This is a genomic window from Rhodococcus sp. TAF43, assembly GCF_052113525.1.
Classification (GTDB): domain Bacteria; phylum Actinomycetota; class Actinomycetes; order Mycobacteriales; family Mycobacteriaceae; genus Prescottella.
Window position 1 is genome coordinate 1 of the sequence record NZ_JBFRDL010000014.1, and the last position, 16,885, is coordinate 16,885.

General features: G+C 68.1%; 17 protein-coding genes and 1 pseudogene. 8 read left to right on the forward strand and 10 right to left on the reverse strand.

Annotation, left to right across the window (positions count from 1 at the left end):
- Window positions 1-702, reverse strand: a pseudogene (locus AB4Z09_RS11745) (phosphopantetheine-binding protein); the annotation flags it as partial.
- Window positions 703-924: 222 nt separating this feature from the next.
- On the opposite strand from AB4Z09_RS11745, the gene AB4Z09_RS11750 reads away from it, so the two are divergent.
- A complete protein-coding gene (locus AB4Z09_RS11750; protein ID WP_114722622.1) occupies window positions 925-1,227 on the forward strand; it encodes an alkylmercury lyase in 303 nt (100 codons plus the stop codon).
- Between the two features lie 102 nt (window positions 1,228-1,329).
- Window positions 1,330-1,548 (forward strand): hypothetical protein, encoded by a 219-nt coding sequence (locus tag AB4Z09_RS11755; RefSeq protein WP_114722597.1) that lies wholly within the window; start codon window positions 1,330-1,332, stop codon window positions 1,546-1,548.
- A 71-nt stretch (window positions 1,549-1,619) separates the two neighbouring features.
- On the opposite strand, the gene AB4Z09_RS11760 is transcribed toward AB4Z09_RS11755, so the two are convergent.
- Together AB4Z09_RS11760 and AB4Z09_RS11765 are read right to left on the reverse strand one after the other, a co-directional pair.
- Window positions 1,620-2,840 carry an acyl-CoA dehydrogenase family protein gene (locus AB4Z09_RS11760; RefSeq protein WP_114722596.1) on the reverse strand — a complete coding sequence of 407 codons (1,221 nt, stop codon included), beginning with the start codon at window positions 2,838-2,840 and terminating at the stop codon, window positions 1,620-1,622.
- 44 nt (window positions 2,841-2,884) lie between these two features.
- On the reverse strand, window positions 2,885-4,294 hold the full coding sequence (locus AB4Z09_RS11765; protein ID WP_442239778.1) for an acyl-CoA dehydrogenase family protein: 1,410 nt from the start codon (window positions 4,292-4,294) through the stop codon (window positions 2,885-2,887).
- Between the two features lie 216 nt (window positions 4,295-4,510).
- Between AB4Z09_RS11765 and AB4Z09_RS11770 the strand changes: the two genes are divergently transcribed.
- The 3 genes from AB4Z09_RS11770 (at window position 4,511) to AB4Z09_RS11780 (ending at window position 7,746) form a co-directional block, all read left to right on the forward strand.
- Window positions 4,511-5,167 (forward strand): response regulator transcription factor, encoded by a 657-nt coding sequence (locus AB4Z09_RS11770; RefSeq protein WP_114722594.1) that lies wholly within the window; start codon window positions 4,511-4,513, stop codon window positions 5,165-5,167.
- Entirely contained in the window at window positions 5,164-6,159 is a 996-nt protein-coding gene (locus tag AB4Z09_RS11775; protein ID WP_174911827.1) for a HAMP domain-containing sensor histidine kinase, read from the forward strand. Before AB4Z09_RS11770 ends, AB4Z09_RS11775 begins: the two co-directional genes overlap by 4 nt.
- 96 nt (window positions 6,160-6,255) lie before the next feature.
- Window positions 6,256-7,746 (forward strand): DUF4153 domain-containing protein, encoded by a 1,491-nt coding sequence (locus tag AB4Z09_RS11780; RefSeq protein ID WP_442239779.1) that lies wholly within the window; start codon window positions 6,256-6,258, stop codon window positions 7,744-7,746.
- A 9-nt stretch (window positions 7,747-7,755) separates the two neighbouring features.
- Here the strand turns inward: AB4Z09_RS11780 and AB4Z09_RS11785 are convergent, their stop codons facing one another.
- Together AB4Z09_RS11785 and hisN are read right to left on the reverse strand one after the other, a co-directional pair.
- Window positions 7,756-8,082 (reverse strand): hypothetical protein, encoded by a 327-nt coding sequence (locus AB4Z09_RS11785; RefSeq protein ID WP_174911825.1) that lies wholly within the window; start codon window positions 8,080-8,082, stop codon window positions 7,756-7,758.
- Window positions 8,083-8,199: 117 nt separating this feature from the next.
- Entirely contained in the window at window positions 8,200-8,982 is a 783-nt protein-coding gene (hisN, locus tag AB4Z09_RS11790) for a histidinol-phosphatase (RefSeq protein WP_114722591.1), read from the reverse strand.
- Window positions 8,983-9,168: 186 nt separating this feature from the next.
- Here hisN and AB4Z09_RS11795 point away from each other — a divergent pair, with 186 nt between their 5' ends.
- The 3 genes from AB4Z09_RS11795 to AB4Z09_RS11805 are packed head-to-tail and all read left to right on the forward strand — an operon-like array spanning window position 9,169 to window position 11,913.
- Window positions 9,169-10,668 carry an aldehyde dehydrogenase family protein gene (locus AB4Z09_RS11795; RefSeq protein WP_114722590.1) on the forward strand — a complete coding sequence of 500 codons (1,500 nt, stop codon included), beginning with the start codon at window positions 9,169-9,171 and terminating at the stop codon, window positions 10,666-10,668.
- Window positions 10,661-11,395, forward strand: a complete 735-nt coding sequence (locus AB4Z09_RS11800) for a gamma-glutamyl-gamma-aminobutyrate hydrolase family protein (protein ID WP_442239780.1) — start codon at window positions 10,661-10,663, stop codon at window positions 11,393-11,395. Before AB4Z09_RS11795 ends, AB4Z09_RS11800 begins: the two co-directional genes overlap by 8 nt.
- A 44-nt stretch (window positions 11,396-11,439) precedes the next feature.
- Window positions 11,440-11,913, forward strand: coding sequence for a DUF3830 family protein (locus AB4Z09_RS11805; RefSeq protein ID WP_114722588.1), 474 nt, complete (start codon window positions 11,440-11,442; stop codon window positions 11,911-11,913).
- A 174-nt stretch (window positions 11,914-12,087) separates the two neighbouring features.
- Here the strand turns inward: AB4Z09_RS11805 and AB4Z09_RS11810 are convergent, their stop codons facing one another.
- The 5 genes from AB4Z09_RS11810 to AB4Z09_RS11830 all read right to left on the reverse strand — a co-directional run bounded on the left by AB4Z09_RS11810 (window position 12,088) and on the right by AB4Z09_RS11830 (window position 16,866).
- Window positions 12,088-13,083, reverse strand: a complete 996-nt coding sequence (locus AB4Z09_RS11810) for an Lrp/AsnC family transcriptional regulator (RefSeq protein WP_174911816.1) — start codon at window positions 13,081-13,083, stop codon at window positions 12,088-12,090.
- A 69-nt stretch (window positions 13,084-13,152) separates the two neighbouring features.
- Window positions 13,153-14,193: an ABC transporter ATP-binding protein gene (locus tag AB4Z09_RS11815; RefSeq protein ID WP_442239781.1), complete on the reverse strand. Its 1,041-nt coding sequence runs from the start codon at window positions 14,191-14,193 to the stop codon at window positions 13,153-13,155.
- A complete protein-coding gene (locus AB4Z09_RS11820) occupies window positions 14,193-14,993 on the reverse strand; it encodes an ABC transporter permease (protein WP_114722585.1) in 801 nt (266 codons plus the stop codon). The genes AB4Z09_RS11815 and AB4Z09_RS11820 overlap by 1 nt, the downstream gene beginning before the upstream one ends.
- The gene (locus AB4Z09_RS11825) at window positions 14,993-15,820 is read right to left on the reverse strand and encodes an ABC transporter permease (protein ID WP_442239782.1); all 828 of its coding nucleotides are present in this window, start codon (window positions 15,818-15,820) and stop codon (window positions 14,993-14,995) included. The genes AB4Z09_RS11820 and AB4Z09_RS11825 overlap by 1 nt, the downstream gene beginning before the upstream one ends.
- On the reverse strand, window positions 15,817-16,866 hold the full coding sequence (locus AB4Z09_RS11830; RefSeq protein WP_442239783.1) for an ABC transporter substrate-binding protein: 1,050 nt from the start codon (window positions 16,864-16,866) through the stop codon (window positions 15,817-15,819). Before AB4Z09_RS11830 ends, AB4Z09_RS11825 begins: the two co-directional genes overlap by 4 nt.
- Between the last annotated feature and the right edge of the window lie 19 nt (window positions 16,867-16,885).

The following is a 16,885-nucleotide window of genomic DNA, read 5'->3' on the forward strand; positions in this document are numbered from 1 at the left end:
GGTTGCGGCAGCCTCGCGCTCGGCCTGCTGCTGCGCGGCCAGGGCCGCGACCTCCTCGCGGTTCTCGACCGCGTAGTGCAGGTACTTCGCGACGTCCTGCATGCTCGCGTCCTTGACGGCCGCGAGCTGTAACTGCGGAATGTCGAACTCGTACTCGACCCGGTTCTTGATCCGCACCGCCATCAGCGAGTCCAGACCCAGCTCGACCAGCGGAATCTCCGCAGGCAGGTCCTCCGGCGCGTAACCCATCGACTCCGCGACGATGATCGTCAACCGATCCTCGAGGGACTGCGAGCTGCTGGGATCCCACCGGTCACCGAACGTCTCRACAACCTCGGGAAGCTCCTCCGTCGGCGAACTGGATTGCGGCGTAGCCGGTTCGGTGACGATCGGTGCCCTTACCACCTCGCCCGATGCGATGACGGCCTCGAACAGCAGGGCAAACCCTGCTGCGTTGGTACGGAATTCGGCGCTCGTGCCCGGCCGGCAGTGCACCTGTACCGAGGCCCCGCCCAGGTGTGGTGACAGGGTCGCGGTGACAGTCCCTGCGGTCGGCAGGTCGCCGTGCGTATGTGCGGCAGCGAGAGTCGCTGCCGGGAACAGTTCGCTGGCCACATCCGTGACGAGTGCGTCGAAGTCGGAGAACGCCGACACCGGTACCTCCCACGCGTACCGCCCGTCGGCCAGCGCGACCCGTGCGCCGATGTTCGTGATCTGTCCTTCAGTCATGCGGATTCCCCCTCCTCGTGACGCCCACACCCCGGACGGGGTCTTGCGTCTACCCAGCCGTGTACCCCACCGATTCCGTAACGCGCCCCCAGCGCCGGATCGGAACGGGTGGATCATGACATGCCGAGTGCAGCTCCGGAGCCGGTACGCGGATTCGGTCGTGGACATCCGGCGCACACGGGTCACAATGAGTATGTGAAGGTCGAGATCCTGTATGTCGATGCGTGCCCGAACTCGCGGGAGGCGGGCGAGCGCGTCCTGGCGGCGCTGGCCAGCGTGGGCCGGGCGGACGTGGAGATCGAGTACCGGGTACTGGCCACGAGCGCGGAGGCCGCGGCATCGCAGTTCGCGGGTTCTCCGACGATCCTGGTCGACGGGGTGGATCCGTTCCCGGCGGAGCGGGTCGCGGACCTGGCGTGCCGGGTGTACCGGACCGAGTCCGGGCTCGCGGGTGTGCCGACGGTGGCGCAGTTGGCCGAGGTGTTCCGCGGCCGTTGACGGGCCGGCGGGGGCCGTCGCCGATTCCTCGACTCGGCAGCGGGGATCAGCCTGTGCGGTGAACCGTCGTGTTAGCCTGCGGCGGGGAGGCCAAGGGGAGATATGCCTGATTCGTTGTACAGCTCAGCCCGCGACAGCCGCCGTCCGAATCTGCGCCGCCGACTACGGCGACTGAAGGTTCCGCTGCTTTTCGTCTCACTGTCGGTGCTGCCCGGACTCGTCTCGTTCCGTGTCTACGGAACGATTCTCGACGCTGCCGTGGTGACAATCCTGACGGCGCTGAGCATCAGCGCGGCGGCGTTCCTCTTCCGTCCACGGTGAATGCAACCGTGCCCCCGCCGATCTGGGATCGGCGGGGGCACCGTTGCGGTTGAGAGTTGTTCTCGCGCAGACTACTTGAGCTCGGCCGAGCTCTTGCCGAGCAGTCGTCGGGCGATGATGAGCTGCTGGATCTGCTGGGTGCCCTCGAAGATGTCGAGGATCTTGCTGTCGCGGGCCCACTTCTCGAGCAGCGGGCGCTGCGAGTACCCGTAGCTGCCGGCGAGCTCGACGGCCTTGAGCGACACCGCGGTTCCGGTGCGCCCGGCCTTCGCCTTCGACATCGACGCCTCGAGCGAGTTGGGCTTCTTGTTGTCGGCCATCCACGCCGCCCGCAGCGCCAGCAGGTACGACGCCTCCCAGTCGGCCTCGAGCGCCAGGAACTCGGCGGCGGCGGCGTGCTGGTTGTAGGCGGGGGTGTCGTACGAGATCTCGACGCCGGCCTCCTCCAGGACGCTGCGCAACTCCTCGAGCACCGCCCGGCCCAGGCCCACGGCCATACCGGCGACGATGGGACGGGTGTTGTCGAACGTCTGCATGACGCCCGCGAAACCCTTCTCCACGTTCACTTCCGGGCTGCCGAGCAGGTTGTCCTTCGGGATCCGGCAGTCCTGCAGGAGCAGCACCGCGGTGTCGGACGCCTTGATGCCGAGTTTGTGCTCGAGGCGGGCCACGCTCAGACCCGGCGCCTCGCGCGGCACGACGAACGACTTGATCGCCGCGCGGCCCTTGCTCTTGTCGACGCTCGCCCACACCACGATGTGCGAGGAGCGCTCACCGGCGGTGACGAAGATCTTCTCGCCGTTGAGGACCCACTCGTCGCCGTCGAGCACCGCGGTGGCGGTGACGGCGGCGGAGTCGGAGCCGAAGCTGGGCTCGGTGATGGCCATCGAGGCCCACACCTTGCCGAAGCGCTCGAGCTGCTCGTCGGTCGCGACCGCGGCGATCGCCGAGTTGCCGAGGCCCTGGTAGGGGATCGACAGCGTCAGACCGACGTCGCCCCAACAGGTCTCGATCACGTTCATCAGCGACGCCATGTTGCCGCCGTTGGCGTTGCCGATGACCTTGGGCTCGTCACCGTTCTGGTCGCTGGTACGACCCAGTGCCGCACCGGACGCGCCCTGGCCCGAGTCGTTCAGGCCCTCGACCATGGCGGCCATGGTGTCGAGTTCCTTGGGGTACTCGTGCTCGGACAGGTCGTACTTGCGGGAGATGGGCCGGAAGATTTCCGCTGCGACCTGATGCGCCTGGTTCGCAGAGGCCTTCAGCTTCTTGGGAAGTTCGAGATTGATCATCGAAAAGGTCTCCTAGTCGAAAGATTCGACAGATCGGTTCGGCGTCAGATGAGGACGATGCCTTCGGCAACGCCGATGGCTCGCAGGTCGCGGTACCAGCGCTCCACCGGGTGTTCCTTGGTGTAGCCGTGCCCGCCGAGCAGCTGGACGCCGTCCAGGCCGATCTGCATGCCCTTGTCGGATGCGAGCTTGCGGGCCAGCGCCGCCTCGCGGGCGAACGAGAGGCCTTGCTCCGCGCGGGACGCGCCGCGCAGGGTCACCAGGCGCATGCTGTCGAGCTCGATCGCGATGTTCGAGATCATGAACGCGACGGCCTGGCGGTGGCTGATCGGCTCGCCGAACGCCTCCCGCTCGTTGGCGTAGGGGATCACGTAGTCGAGCACGGCCTGGCTGGTGCCCACCGCGAGCGACGCCCAGCCCAGGCGGGCGAGACGGATCGCGTCGGCGTACTCGCGCRCACGCTGGTCGGCGTCGCCGTCGCCGAGGATCGCGGACTCGGGCACCGCGACATCGGTGAGGATCAGCCGGCCCAGGCCCGCGGCGCGCAGGCCCATGCTCGGATCCGCCTCCACCACCAGGCCCTCGGTGTCGGACTCGATGAGGAAGAACGCCGGGCGGCCATCGAGTTCGGCGGCCACGACGAACAGTTCCGCCGACCCGGCCGCGGGCACCAGCGACTTGACACCGTTGAGCCGGTAGCCGCTGGGGGAGCGGACGGCCTTGGTCTGCAGCGCGAACGGGTCGAACAGCGCGCGCGGTTCGCTCACCACGACCGCGGCGGCGGGCACGTTCTCGCCGGCGAACGCGGGCAGATACGTCTTCTGCTGCTCGTCGGTGCCCCACTGGGTGAGGGCGACGGCTACGCCGCTGGGGGCGAGGATCGGCAGCGCCAGGCCCATGTCGCCGTGCGCGAGGGCCTCGGCGACGAGCGAGTTGGTGACCGCGCCGCGCTCGGAGGCGACACCCTCGAACTCCTCGGGGATGTTGATGAGGGTGATGCCGAGTTCGGCGGAGCGCTTGAGCAGATCCGCGGGTGCGGCGGCGGCCTCGTCGGCGTCGTGCGCGGCCGGGCGCAGGATCTCGGCCGAGAACTCGCGCACCGTCTCGACGATCATCTTCTGGTCGTCGTCGGGCGTCAGGTCGAAGTAGCCGGCGTTCTTGGTGGCACCGTCGGGCAGGCGCTTGGGTGCGCCGCCGCCGGAGACCCGGTTGAACGTGCGGGTCGCGGCCCCGAGGGTCTTGAAGCCGGTCTTGGTGCCCTCGTAGGTGACGCGATCGATGGTCTGGCGCAGGTTGTACTTCTCGGCCAGGTCGGAACCCGTGATCCGGGTCAGCACGCGCATCGCGGCGCCCATGGCATCGCGCTTGACCGGGTTCAAGCCGACCGCCGAGGTGTCGCGGGGCTCACGCTTGGCGCCGTTCGTCTTCACAACGTCTTGCTTGCTCATGGTCACCATTTCTCGGTGTTCGGTCTTGGACGATTCACCACCTTACTCCGGAGTAAGATATGAAGTCGAGCGAATCCCGAAAGTGATGAGTGTCATGAGTCGGGCATTTCGCGCTGCGGCCGAGAACCTGCACACAACCTTCACAACTCCTGCCGGGCATCCCCACAACCGCCCAATACAGTCGAGATCGTGACGAACCGAGATGGGGCGAACCGGCGGAGAGTGCTCGTCGTCGACGACGAACGCACGATCTCCGAATCGATCGCTGCGCGGCTGCGCGCCGAGGGTTACGAGGTGCGGGCCGCATACGACGGACCGACCGCTGTGTCGGAGTGCGAGGCATTCGGTCCCGACGTCGTCGTGCTGGACGTCATGCTGCCCGGTTTCGACGGGCTCGAGGTGTGCCGCCGCATCCAGGCGTCTCGGGCGGTTCCGGTGCTGATGCTGACCGCGCGGGCCGACGAAACGGACATGGTGATCGGGCTCGGGGTGGGCGCCGACGACTACCTGAGCAAGCCGTTCAGCATGCGGGTGCTGGTCGCCCGGGTCGCCGCGCTGCTGCGCCGGGCCGACCGCGCGGCGGAGTCGGACCTGCTGGTGCTCGGCGACGTGGCGATCGACCTCAGTGCCCGCTCGGTCCGCGCGGCGGGCGTCGAGGTGCACCTCACCCGCACCGAATTCGACCTGTTGGCGCACCTGGCGTCGCGGCCGCGCGCCGCGATCGCCCGCGAGACCCTGCTCGAGCAGGTGTGGGGCTGGGGCGACGCCGCGAGCAGTCGCACCGTCGACAGTCATGTGAAGGCGTTGCGCCGCAAGCTCGGTGGCGACGTGATCCGCACCGTGCACGGGGTGGGCTACGCGCTCGAGGTCCCGAGATGAACTGGCCCCGTCCCCTCGACCCGCTGCGCTCGTTCAAGGCCAAGACCGGCCTGCTCGTGGTCGCCTCGCTGCTGCTCGCCTCGCTGACGTTCTGGGCCACGTCGCAGTGGCAGTTCCGGTTCGCGCTCCTGTCGGCGCTCGTCGCGGCGCTGGTGGTGACGCAGGTCCTCGCGCACGGCATGACCTCGCCGCTGCGGGAGATGACCGCCGCGGCGAAAGCGATGGCGACCGGCGACTATTCGCGCCGGGTGCGGTCCACGTCGCGGGACGAGATCGGGCAACTGGCCACGGCGTTCAACCAGATGGCCGAGGACCTCGAGGCCGAGGACCGGTACCGCCGTGAACTGATCGGCAACGTCTCGCACGAACTGCGCACGCCGATAGCGGCGCTGCAGGCGGTGCTCGAGAACGTCGTCGACGGGGTCGAGTCGCCCGACGAGTCGACGATGCGGTCGGCGCTCGCGCAGACCGAGCGGCTCGGCAGCCTGGTGGCCGACCTCCTGGATCTGTCGAGGATCGAGGGAGGTGCGGTTCCGCTGCAGCAGAGCGCCTTCGAGGTCGAGCCGTTCCTGGGCGAGGTGATCCGGCAGGCGTCGAGCCCGGCACGACCGCTGCTGGTGGATGTGGACGTCTCGCCGACCGGACTGCGGGCCGTGGCCGACACCGCCCGGCTGCACCAGGTGATCGCGAACCTCGTCGACAACGCGGCCCGGCACGGTTCGCAGGACGTGCCCGTGCGGATCCGGATCCGGGTCCGCGCCGACCCTCACGCCGGCGAGCTGATCCTCGACGTCCACGACGACGGCCCCGGAATCCCCGCGGCGGACTGTTCCCGGGTGTTCGAACGCTTCGCGCGCGGCGGTGCCCAGGACGGCGGAACCGGGCTGGGCCTCGCGATCGCCCGCTGGGCGGTGGATCTGCACGCGGGCCGGATCGAGGTCCTCGACACCGCGTCCGGCTGCTGTATCCGGGTGACACTGCCCCAGGGCTAGACCCCACTCACGATCGACATCCGCTCGGGACCGGACCTTTCCGGTCCCGCGATGACGCCTGCCCGCCCACGGCCGGGCACAGACGAGGAGGACATCATGACCGCACCGACGACGATCCCGCCGGAGTTCGTCCCGCCCGACGGTCTGTGGCGCTGGCGCCGCGACGTGTGGCGGCGCGACCGGACATCGATGGCGCCCCGCGGGGCCCTGGTGGCCGCGCTGACCGCCGGCACGATCGCGACCCTGACGCTGCAGGTGACGGTGGTGAGCATCGCGTACCTCCTCACCGGAGCGGCGGTGGCGGCGACAGCCTTCGTCACCGTGCGCCCGCGCCCGACGCCGCTGCAGCTCGTGGTGGTCGTCGGTGCGCTCGCCCTGCTCGCGGTCGCGGCGCTCCGCGGCGCCGACTGGCTGGTGGCGCTGTGTGTGGTGGCGAGTTGGGTGGTGGGATCGGTTGCGCTGGTGGGGGGCTGGACGTGGACCGGGCTTGCGCTCGCGTCCGTCGCGCTGTGGCTCACCCCGGTCCGGGTGACCGGTTGGGTGCGCCGCGGTCGTGCCCGGCTGCGGCCCGGGCGCAGGGTCGAGCCGGTTCGGGTCTTCGTCGTGGCCGCGATCAGCGTGGCACTGTTGGCGGTGTTCGGATCGCTGTTCGTCAGCGCGGACCCGGAGTTCGGCAGACTGTTCGACGCCGCGTTGCCCGACGTCCGGGTCGGCAATCCCGCCGGGCGCGTGCTCCTCGGTCTCTTCGTCGTGGGCGTGGCGTCGGCGTCGGCGTACCTGCGGAGGCGGACGCCGCGATTCGATGCCCTCGCACCCGGACCCGGCCACCCGCTCGCGCGGTGGGAGTGGGCGGTGCCGCTCGCGCTGCTCGACGCACTGTTCGTGGGCTTCGTCGCGGTGCAGGTGCGGGTGCTGTTCGGCGGGGACCGGCACGTCCGGGACACCGTCGGACTGACCTACGCGAACTACGCGCGGCAGGGCTTCTGGCAGCTCGCGGCGGTCACCGTTCTCACGTTGGTCGTCGTCGCCGTCGCGGTGCGCAAAGTGGACCGCCGCAGCGCGGGGGACCGGGCGCTCGCCCGGGTGCTGCTGGGCCTGCTCTGTGGTCTCGGGCTCGTCGTCGTGGCGTCGGCGGTGCACCGGATGTCGCTGTACGAGAACGAGTTCGGATTCACCCGGCTGCGGCTGAGCGTGATGGCGACCGAGCTGTGGCTCGGCGTCGTGTTCGTGCTGCTGCTCCTGGCGGGAATCCGGATGTCGGCGCGGTGGCTGCCCCGGGCGGTGCTGGCGTCGGCCGCGATCGGCTTGCTCGGGTTCGCGGCGCTGAACCCGGACGGCTACATCGCCGAACGGAACGTGCAGCGGTACGCCGCGACCGGCGACATCGACGTCGCGTACCTGGGCGGGTTGTCCGTCGACGCCGTGCCCGCGCTCGACCGGCTCGCCGAACCTGTGCGCTCGTGCGCGCTGTCCGGCATCGACGTCGGTGGCGGTACGGCGTGGTTCGAGTACAACGCGGCCCGATCGCGGGCACGGGAGATCCTGCGGGACCGGCCGGTGATGGCGTGTACCCACGGGTCCTGGTGAGGGCGGACGTCAGTGCCAGGGAACGATGGGCGGCTTGACCCACATGATCTTCTCGTCGGCGTGCGCGGGTACGGCGCGCGGATCGTCGGGATGGGCCTGGGCCCACCGGGTCTTCTCGTCGACCAACTCCGCGGCCACCGTCCACGTCTCGCGGGTACTCGGCGGGTTCGCGCCGGCCGCCCGTGCCAGCTTGCGGAGCCGATCGTCGGGCAGGTCGAGCAGTTCGGCGCCGGTGATCGAGCGGTCCCACACGAACCGCGCCAGTTCCAGCGCCTTCTCCCGACGCTTGCGGCTCGCCTGATCAGTGTGGGCGAAGTCGACCTCGTCCGCGTCCATCCCGGTCACTCCCGTCGCTACTCGTGTCTGTGCTGGACCTGCCTTCCCTTGATTCGCGCACTTATCGGTGTCGGCGGAGCCCGAATCACACCGATTAGTGCGCAAATCGCGGGGGAATCAGCGGAGGCGGGCCAGGACCTCGTCGTGTAGCAGGCCGTTGGTGGCCACCGCGCTGCCGCCGTGGGGGCCGTCGGCGCCCTCGAGGCTGGTGAAGCGGCCACCCGCCTCGCGGACCAGCAGGTCCAGGGGCGCGAGGTCCCACAGCGACACCTCGGGCTCGGCCGCGATCTCGAGCGTGCCCTCGGCCAACAGGCAGTAGGAGAAGAAGTCGCCGTAGCCGCGGATGCGCCACACCTCGTCGGTGAGGTCGACGAAGCGGTCGCGGATGCCGCGTTCCTTCCACCCGGACAGCGACGAGAACGCCAGGCTCGACGACGCCAGGTCGCCCACCGCCGACACCGACAGCCGTCGGGCGTCGCCGCCGTCGTACGACGCCCACGCGCCCTCACCGGCCGACGCCCACCAGCGACGGTTCAGTGCTGGGGCGCTCACCACGCCGACGACGGGGACGCCGTCCTCGAGCAGTGCGATCAGGCTGGCCCACACCGGGACACCGCGCACGAAGTTCTTGGTGCCGTCGATCGGGTCGATCACCCACTGCCGACCCTCGAACTTCGCGTCGCCGCCGAACTCCTCGCCGAGGACGTCGTCGCCGGGCCGTTCCACGGCCAACGTCGCGCGCACTGCCCGCTCCACCGCCAGGTCGGCATCCGACACGGGGGTGAGGTCGGGCTTGGAATCCACCTTCAGATCCAGCGCGCCGAATCGAGCGCGGGTGATGGCGTCGGCCTCGTCGGCGATGCGGCGGGCGAGAGTCAGGTCGGCGGCGCGTGCGGTCACGACAGCAAAGCCTACCGGCGCCCTGCCCGCGGTTGCTTCCAGCGAAGGCCTCAGGCGGATTCGGATGGAGAACCGGCAATCAGTGACGAATATGGACTACTGATTGCCGAACATTGGCGGATGTGGCACTCTTGAGCGCGAATCGTGGCGGAAGCCACAATCCTCGGTCGTCGAAGGGACGGTTACATGTCGCTCAGTTCAACTGCGCGCGACGCGATGCAGGATGTGATGCGACTCGAGGGCGCCTATATCGGCGGGCAACTCGTGTCGCTCGACGGCGCCGAATGCGTGCCGGTCATCTCGCCACGCGACGGCCGGTCGCTCGGGGTACTGCACGCAAGCGACGAGATGCACGTCGACCTCGCCGTCTACGTCGCCCGATCGGCCTTCCGGACGTCCGGCTGGGCCACGGCGCCGGCGCGCGAGCGGGGCGAGGTCCTGAAGAAGTGGGCGCTCCTCGTCGGGGAGAACGCCCAGGAACTGGCCACCATCATCTCGCTCGAGATGGGCAAGCCGGTGTCTCAAGCGCTCAACGTGGAGTTGGCAGCGGTCGAGAAGTGCATCCGGTGGTACGGCGAACTCGCCGACAAGCTGTCGGACAAGCTGATCGCGCACGAGGCGTCCGTGCTGGCGTACTCGGTCGAGGCCCCGGCCGGCGTGGTGGCCGCCGTGGTGCCGTGGAACTTCCCGCTCACGATGACCGCATGGAAGCTCGCGCCCGCACTCCTCGCCGGCAACTCGGTGGTGGTGAAACCGTCGGAGCAGACGCCGTTCTCGGCACTGCGACTGGCGGAACTGGCCGGCGAGGCCGGACTGCCGGCGGGTGTGCTGAACGTCGTGAACGGCCTGGGTCGGGACGCCGGTCAGGCGCTCGGTCGGCACCCCGACGTCGACGTCCTGACCTTCACGGGATCGCCGGTCACCGGGCGCGCCTTCATGAAGTACAGCGCCGAATCGAACGGCAAGCGGGTGTGGCCGGAGCTCGGCGGGAAATCCGCCACCATCGTCCTGCCCGACGCCGACATCCGGGCCGCCGCCGCCAGCGCCGCCGAGAACGCATTCTTCAACCAGGGCCAGATGTGCAGTGCCTCGTCTCGGCTGATCGTGTTCGAGGACAACGCCGACGAGGCCGTCGCCGCGGCGTGCGAGATTGCTGCCGCGCTGCAGCCGCGGGACCCGCTCGACGCCGGTACCGCCTTCGGCGCCATCGTCAGCGCCGGCGCGGTGGCCGGGATCGAGGCCAAGGTCGCGGACGCGCTCGAGCAGGGGGCGGTCCTGGCCGCCGGCAGCCCGCGGCGCGCTGTGGTGCAGGGCCTGGAAGGGGGCTCGTACTTCGCCCCTGTCGTCCTCGATCACGTCGATCCCGATTCCCGGATCGCGCAGGAGGAGGTTTTCGGGCCGGTCCTCTCGGTCATCCGCGTCAGCAGCGAGGCGGAGGCGATCCGCGTCGCCAACGACACCCGGTACGGACTCGCGGCCTCGGTGTGGGGCAGTGACGTCGCCGCGATCCACCGCGTCACGCGTGCCGTGAAGGCCGGCGTGATCTGGGTGAACTGCTACGAGGAGGGCGACATGCGCCTTCCCTTCGGCGGTGTGAAGGAGAGCGGATTCGGGCGGGACAAGGGCGCCGATGCGCTGCACAAGTACACCGACACCACCGCGGTCTGGATGAAGCTCGATGGCTGATCGCCCCCTGATCGCCGTCACCACGTGGCGGCGCGATCTCCCCACCTACCTCGGCGAGCGGACCGACCTGTTCACCGTGGGCACCGAGTACGTCCGGTTCTTCTCCGCGCAGGGCCTGTCCGTGATCCTCGTTCCGGAATGCACCGGAGACGACGCCGCGGCCCTGCTCTCGCACGTGAGCGGGCTCGTGCTCTCCGGGGGAGAGGACGTGGGCGAGTGGATCGCCCGCGGCGAGGACGTCGGTGCCCCGCTCGACGCCACCAGCCGTGACGTGACCGAACACGCGCTTGTCATGGCCGCCCGGGAACTCGGATTGCCGGTCTTCGGCATCTGCCGCGGAATGCAACTGCTCGCGGCCCTCCACGGCAGTCGCGTCGTCGACCTGCCCGCCGTCCGGGACCTGCACCCGTACGGACTCGCGCCCGAGGCACAACTCGACCACCGCCACGAGATCGACATCGCGTCCGGCCCGGCGCCGTCCGCTGTTCGAGGTATGCGTGTCAATTCGATTCACCAGCAGGCGATCTCGCATTGCCCGGATGGTTTCGCCGTGACCGCGACGGCCGCGGACGGGACGATCGAAGCGATCGAGTCGACCACCGACTGGTACGCCGCTGGTGTCCAGTGGCACCCCGAGAAGATGTGCGGCGCCGACGAGTTCGCCGAACAGGCACAGTTCGTCGCTCCGTTCGTCGACGCCGTCAAGAGCTACCGACACACCACCTGATGACGCAACACCGAAGTATGCACCGAACAGAAAGAGGAACCCCCGTGACCGAGCAGAAGCTCTTCTTCGAGTACGAGAACGGCCCGCGTGCCATCGCCACCATGCATCTCGACCTGGCACCGAAGACGTGCGACGCGTTATGGGGTGCGCTGGTGAAGCCCGTGACCGTCGATGCGATGCACGCGATGTATGCCGGCCCGGAGGTGATGACCGGTCTCCCCGAGGAGGCGCAGAATTTCGATCCGGAGGCAGTCCCGTTCGAGAACCAGCAGGTCATTCCGGGCGTCGGTGACGTGCTCTGGTACTACCAGCGTCCGATGCAGATGGGCGGCCTGCCGTTCGAGTGGTACGAGGTCGGCGTCTGCTACGCCCCCGGCGTGCGCACGTTCGGCCCGCTGGGATGGACCCCGGTCAACGTGTTCGCCACCGTGACCGAGGGACTCGCCGACTTCGCCAAGGCCTCGGCCGACATCCGGATCACCGGGCTGAAGAAGCTCACGATCGGTCGCGTCGAATAGCTCCGAAGCCAGTGGGGCCGTGCCCGCCGCCGACGTAGCCGGCGGGCACGGCCCCATTCGTCTGCGCGGGTTCGGGCGGAAACTGTTCGGCTCAAAGGTGTTCGGTACCGAGCGCACGCCGAAACGCCGCACCACATCTCGTGTGGTGCGGCGTCGGGTGTATCGAGACCGAGGTCAGGCCACGACGTCGTCGACGAACAACGGGCCGCGACGAACGGCTTTGAGTACCACCCGGGATTCGGCGATCTCCACGGTCGTCAGGGATCCGATCACGCTGTTCTGGAAGTCGAACAGCGCCTCCTCGTCCGTGAACAGTCCGTCGACCAACAGTCCGGCGTGCCCGGTGAGAGCCGCGCAGTATCGAACGGACGGATGAGTGGCGAGTGAACCGCCGATGCTCTCGATGTCTCCGCCGCGGATGTGCAGCCACAGCATGGCTTCGACCTTGAAACCGAAGAATGTGGGCGCCACCTCGGTGCGAACCCGCAGGACGCCGACACCGAACAGGGTGTCGAGCCGACGGCGAACGGTCTGCGCGTTGATGCCGGCGTCCTGCGCGAGCATCGAGATCGTCGCGCGCCCATCGTTGCTCAGCTGGTCGATCAGGTTCTGGTCGACGGCATCGAGAACCACCGGCGTGGAACTGGTCGACGGCGCGTGCCAGGGTGCGGACTTGCGAAGGGCCTCGACCTGCTCCGCCGGCAGTATCCCGGCGTGCCAGTCCAGGCCCATCAGGTAGGACCGCAGAACGGTACTGACCTCGAACGCCCGCAGCCCGGGGATGGCCGGAAGTGTCTGCAACAGCAGCACTTGATGCGCCTCGGCGCTCTCCACGAGAACGAGAGCGACGATGTCGCCCGAACCCTCGAGGATCGACACCGAGGACGCACCCGGCAGCGCTGCCACCCTGCGGGCCACCTGGGCCACCTGGTCGATCTCGGTGCCGAGGCGAATGAGTACGCCCCGTGCGTGCAGCAGCTTGTTCGCATCGACATAGGTGGACACCCGCACACATCCCGTGTCGAGCAGATGCTGTCCACGTCGCATGACGGTCCGCGACGGAAGATCGATGACGCGACTGATGGCCTCCCAGGAGGCGCGTCCGTTGACCTGCAGTGCGCTCGCAATGAGCCGATCGGTGTCGCCCGTGTCATTGCCCTTCTGACTCATGGTCTGCAGCCTTCGTATGAGAATTTATGTGCGGGAAGAGAATTACACAGTGTAACCATGTGTCCGACGCTATTTCGTCAGGATCCGACTCTGCTCGCTGCGCCAGGAAACCGTCACCTCGCCGCCCGGGTACACGATCGTCGAGGTCGGGGCGACGGCCCGAAGCTCCTGTCCCGCCGCCTCCACCACGATCAGCAGCTCGCTGCCCCGGAACACTCGGGACTTGACCACCGCGGTCAGGTGCGCGTCGCAGCCGTCCGGTGCGTTGACCCGGATGTCCTCCTGTCGGACCATCAGCAGCGCCTCGTCACCGAAAGTCTCCGGGGCCGGCACGGTCACATCTCCCACCGACGCGCGCCGGTCCGCGCCCCCGGTGACGTCGAGGAGGTTCGCGGCCCCCAGGAAGTCGGCAGCGAAACGCGTGCCCGGGTTCGCATAGAGATCCTCGGGCGTACCGGACTGCTCGACGACGCCACCCTGCATCAGAACGACCTGGTCGGACATGCTCAGCGCTTCGTCCTGATCGTGCGTGACGAAAACGGTGGTCACGCCCAGACTCCGTTGCAGCGACACCAGTTCCACCTGCATGTCCTCGCGGAGACGTGCATCGAGATTCGACAGAGGTTCGTCGAGCAGGATCAGCCGGGGGCCACCGACGATCGCGCGGGCCAATGCCACGCGCTGCTGTTGGCCGCCGGACAGCTGTCGTGGCATTCGCGACGCCAGGTGATCCATCTGGACCTGTTCCAGCGCCCGCACCGCGAGGTCCCGCTGTTCGGCACGACTTCCGTGCGCCTTTCCGCGCATCCGCAGGGGAAAGCGGACGTTCTCGAGCACGCTCATGTGCGGCAGGAGTGCATAACTCTGGAACATCATGCTCAGCCGCCGGTTCTCCGGCGCGAGGTCGGTGACGTCCTCTCCGCCCACCGAGATGGTCCCGGAGTCGACGGTCTCGAGGCCCGCGATGCACCGCAGCAGCGTCGACTTGCCACAGCCACTGGATCCGAGCAGCGACACGAAGCTGCCCGATTTCGCGTGGATGTCGACGCCCTTGAGTACCTTCACGTCCCCGAATGTCTTGTGAACGTCGGCGATGGTGAGATCGGCCATTAGCTGAAGACCTTTCCGAGACCGACGATCTTCTCGATCGCCAGGATTGAAATCGCGGTGAGGGCCATCGAGAGAGTCGAGACGGCCGCCACCGTCGGCGATGCGCTGAACTCGAGCTGTCCGTAGATGGCGAGGGGGAGTGTTTGGAGCTGGGGTGTCCGCAGGAACAGCGCGATGACCGCGTCGTCGAAGGAGACGATGAAGGCCAGGAAGGCGCCGGCGATGATTCCGGGGCGGCACATCGGTAGCAGCACGTGCCAGTAGCGCTGCCACCAGCTGGCACCCATCACCCGGACGGCCTCTTCGGTGAACCCGTCGGATCTCGCGATCACCCCGAGGACCGTTCGGACGACGTAGGGGACGGTGATGACGACGTGCGCGAGCATCAGGATCCAGGGCGAGGATCCGCCCATCAACTGGGACACCGTCTGGAGGATGCCGATCGCGAAGATGATGCTCGGCATGGTCAGCGGCGACAGGGCAAACGACTGCAGCGCACCCGAACCGGGAACCTTGTGACGTGCGATCCCGATGGCGAAGGCCGTCCCGATCGCGGCCGCACCCACCGCGGCGATGAGGGCGACCTGCAGGCTGAACAGGAACGGATACGTGTACGTGGTGTCGGCCAGCGCATCCGCGAACCACTCCAGGCTGAGACCTTCGGGCGGGAAGGCGAGGAACTGGTCCGAGTTGAAGGCGGCCCCCACCACCACCGCGAGCGGGGCCAGCATGAACAGCGCGATGAGAACGAGGAAGACCTTGCCGGCGATCCTCAACGGAAGCGGAGTTGATCGAACCACTATTTCATCCTCGCGTTCGCAATTCGGTTGGTCGCCGCGATCGTGATGACGACGACCGCCAGGATCAGCACCGCCTGCGTCGCGGCGAAGGGGATGTCGTTGCTGACCGTCGCATCGTGGTAGATGAATCCGGCGATCACCGGAAGCTGCGCTCCGCCAATGAGGTTCGGTGTGATGAACGAACTGATCGACAGTGCGAAGCACAGCGTGGCTCCGGAGACGATGCCCGGTAGGGACAGCGGAAGTATCACGTGCCGAAAGGTTCCGACGAATCCCGCGCCCATGGTTCGGGATGCTTCCCGGAGCCGCACGTCGATCCCGTTGATGACACCGAGAACCGACAGGACCGCGAACGGCACCAGTACCTGGATCATGGCGATGTTCACGCCGAGTTCGGTCCCCAGCAGACCCTGTCGAGCCTGGCTCAGATCCAGGAAACCCGGAATCTTCGCCAGCGGGCCGGACGGGCCCATGAGGATGACCCAGCCGAACGTCCGGATGACGACGCTGGTCATCAGCGGAAGGATTGTCGCGATCATCATGAAGGCCCGCGCTTTCGCGGAGAGCCCGGCCATGATGTACGCCAGCGGTACGGCAATGACGACCGAGACGATCGTCTGGATGAATGCCATCCGCAGTGACCGCTCCGATGCGCCGAGGGAGACCGACGACCCGAAGAACCTGGTGAAGTTGCTGAGGGTGAACCCGGCGGAATCTGTGGTGAAGCTGGCCAGGAGTGTTCTGGCGACGGGGATCACGAATGCGATCAGAAGCAGCGCAATGAGCGGCAGCACCAATAGCCAGGGTTCGGCGGAGCGCTTCCTCATCGCGCGATCTRCTCCTGCCACTGGTTCTGCCAAGCCGCGGACTTCCCGGTGATCTGCGCCGGATCGAACCTGACCAGCTTCTCCAGCGTCGGGCCCGACAGAATCTTGGACTGCATGTCAGCGGGGACGGCTGCCTTCGTGTTCACCGGCGAGTAGGCCATGCCGGTGACGAACTTCTCCTGGGCGCCCGCGCTCAGTGCATAGTCGATGAACTTGGTGGCGAGGTCGGTGTTGGGGCGGCCGGCGACGACGTTGGCGGTGATGAACGACCCGGTCGTGCCCTCTCGCGGCATGGTGAAGCCGACGGGCTGGCCGGCCTTGCGCAGCGTCTCCGCGTAGTCCTGCGAGTAGGGAGCCAGCCAGATGTCGCGGGCCGCGAAGGCCTGCTGGAGGTCGGACGACGTCTTGGTGATGATGGAGTCGCCGGCGCGGGCCGACTGGCCGATCGCGTCGATACCGGGGGCGACGTCGTCGATCGTCCCGCCCCGGGTGCCGTTGATCATCAGCATCCCGAGGGTGCCGTAGCTGTTCGACAGGTCCGTGAAGGCGACGTGCTGCCGGTACTCGGGGTTGAAGGCGTCGTTCCACGACCTGGGCTCGTCGATCTTGTCCGTGCGGTACAGCAGCCCCATCGGGGTGATCTGAACCACCGGTCCCTGACCGCCGGCAAGATCGCTGGTCGCCTGGGCGATCAGGTCGGGACCGTTGGTGAGCGCGGACGGGTCGATCGGCGCGAGGAGCCCGTCCTTGGCGGCCACCGCCTCCTGACCCCCGGAGAAGAAGACGACATCCATCTGCGGGCTCGACTTCTGGGCCTGGAGCTGCGCGAGCGCGTCCGAGCTGTACAGCGTCACCTGCTTGACGGTGACGTTGTTCTCCTTCTCGAACGGCTTCACCACGGCATCGGTGAAGTTCTTCTGCCACTCGCCGCCGAACGTCGTGACGACGAGTTCGGACGCCGATGACGTCCCGGGCGTGCATGCGGTCAAGGAGGCGGAGGCGCCCACTGCGAGGGCGATTGCGGTGAGTGCGAGGCGACGTTTCATCTGACTTCCTGGATGTGGG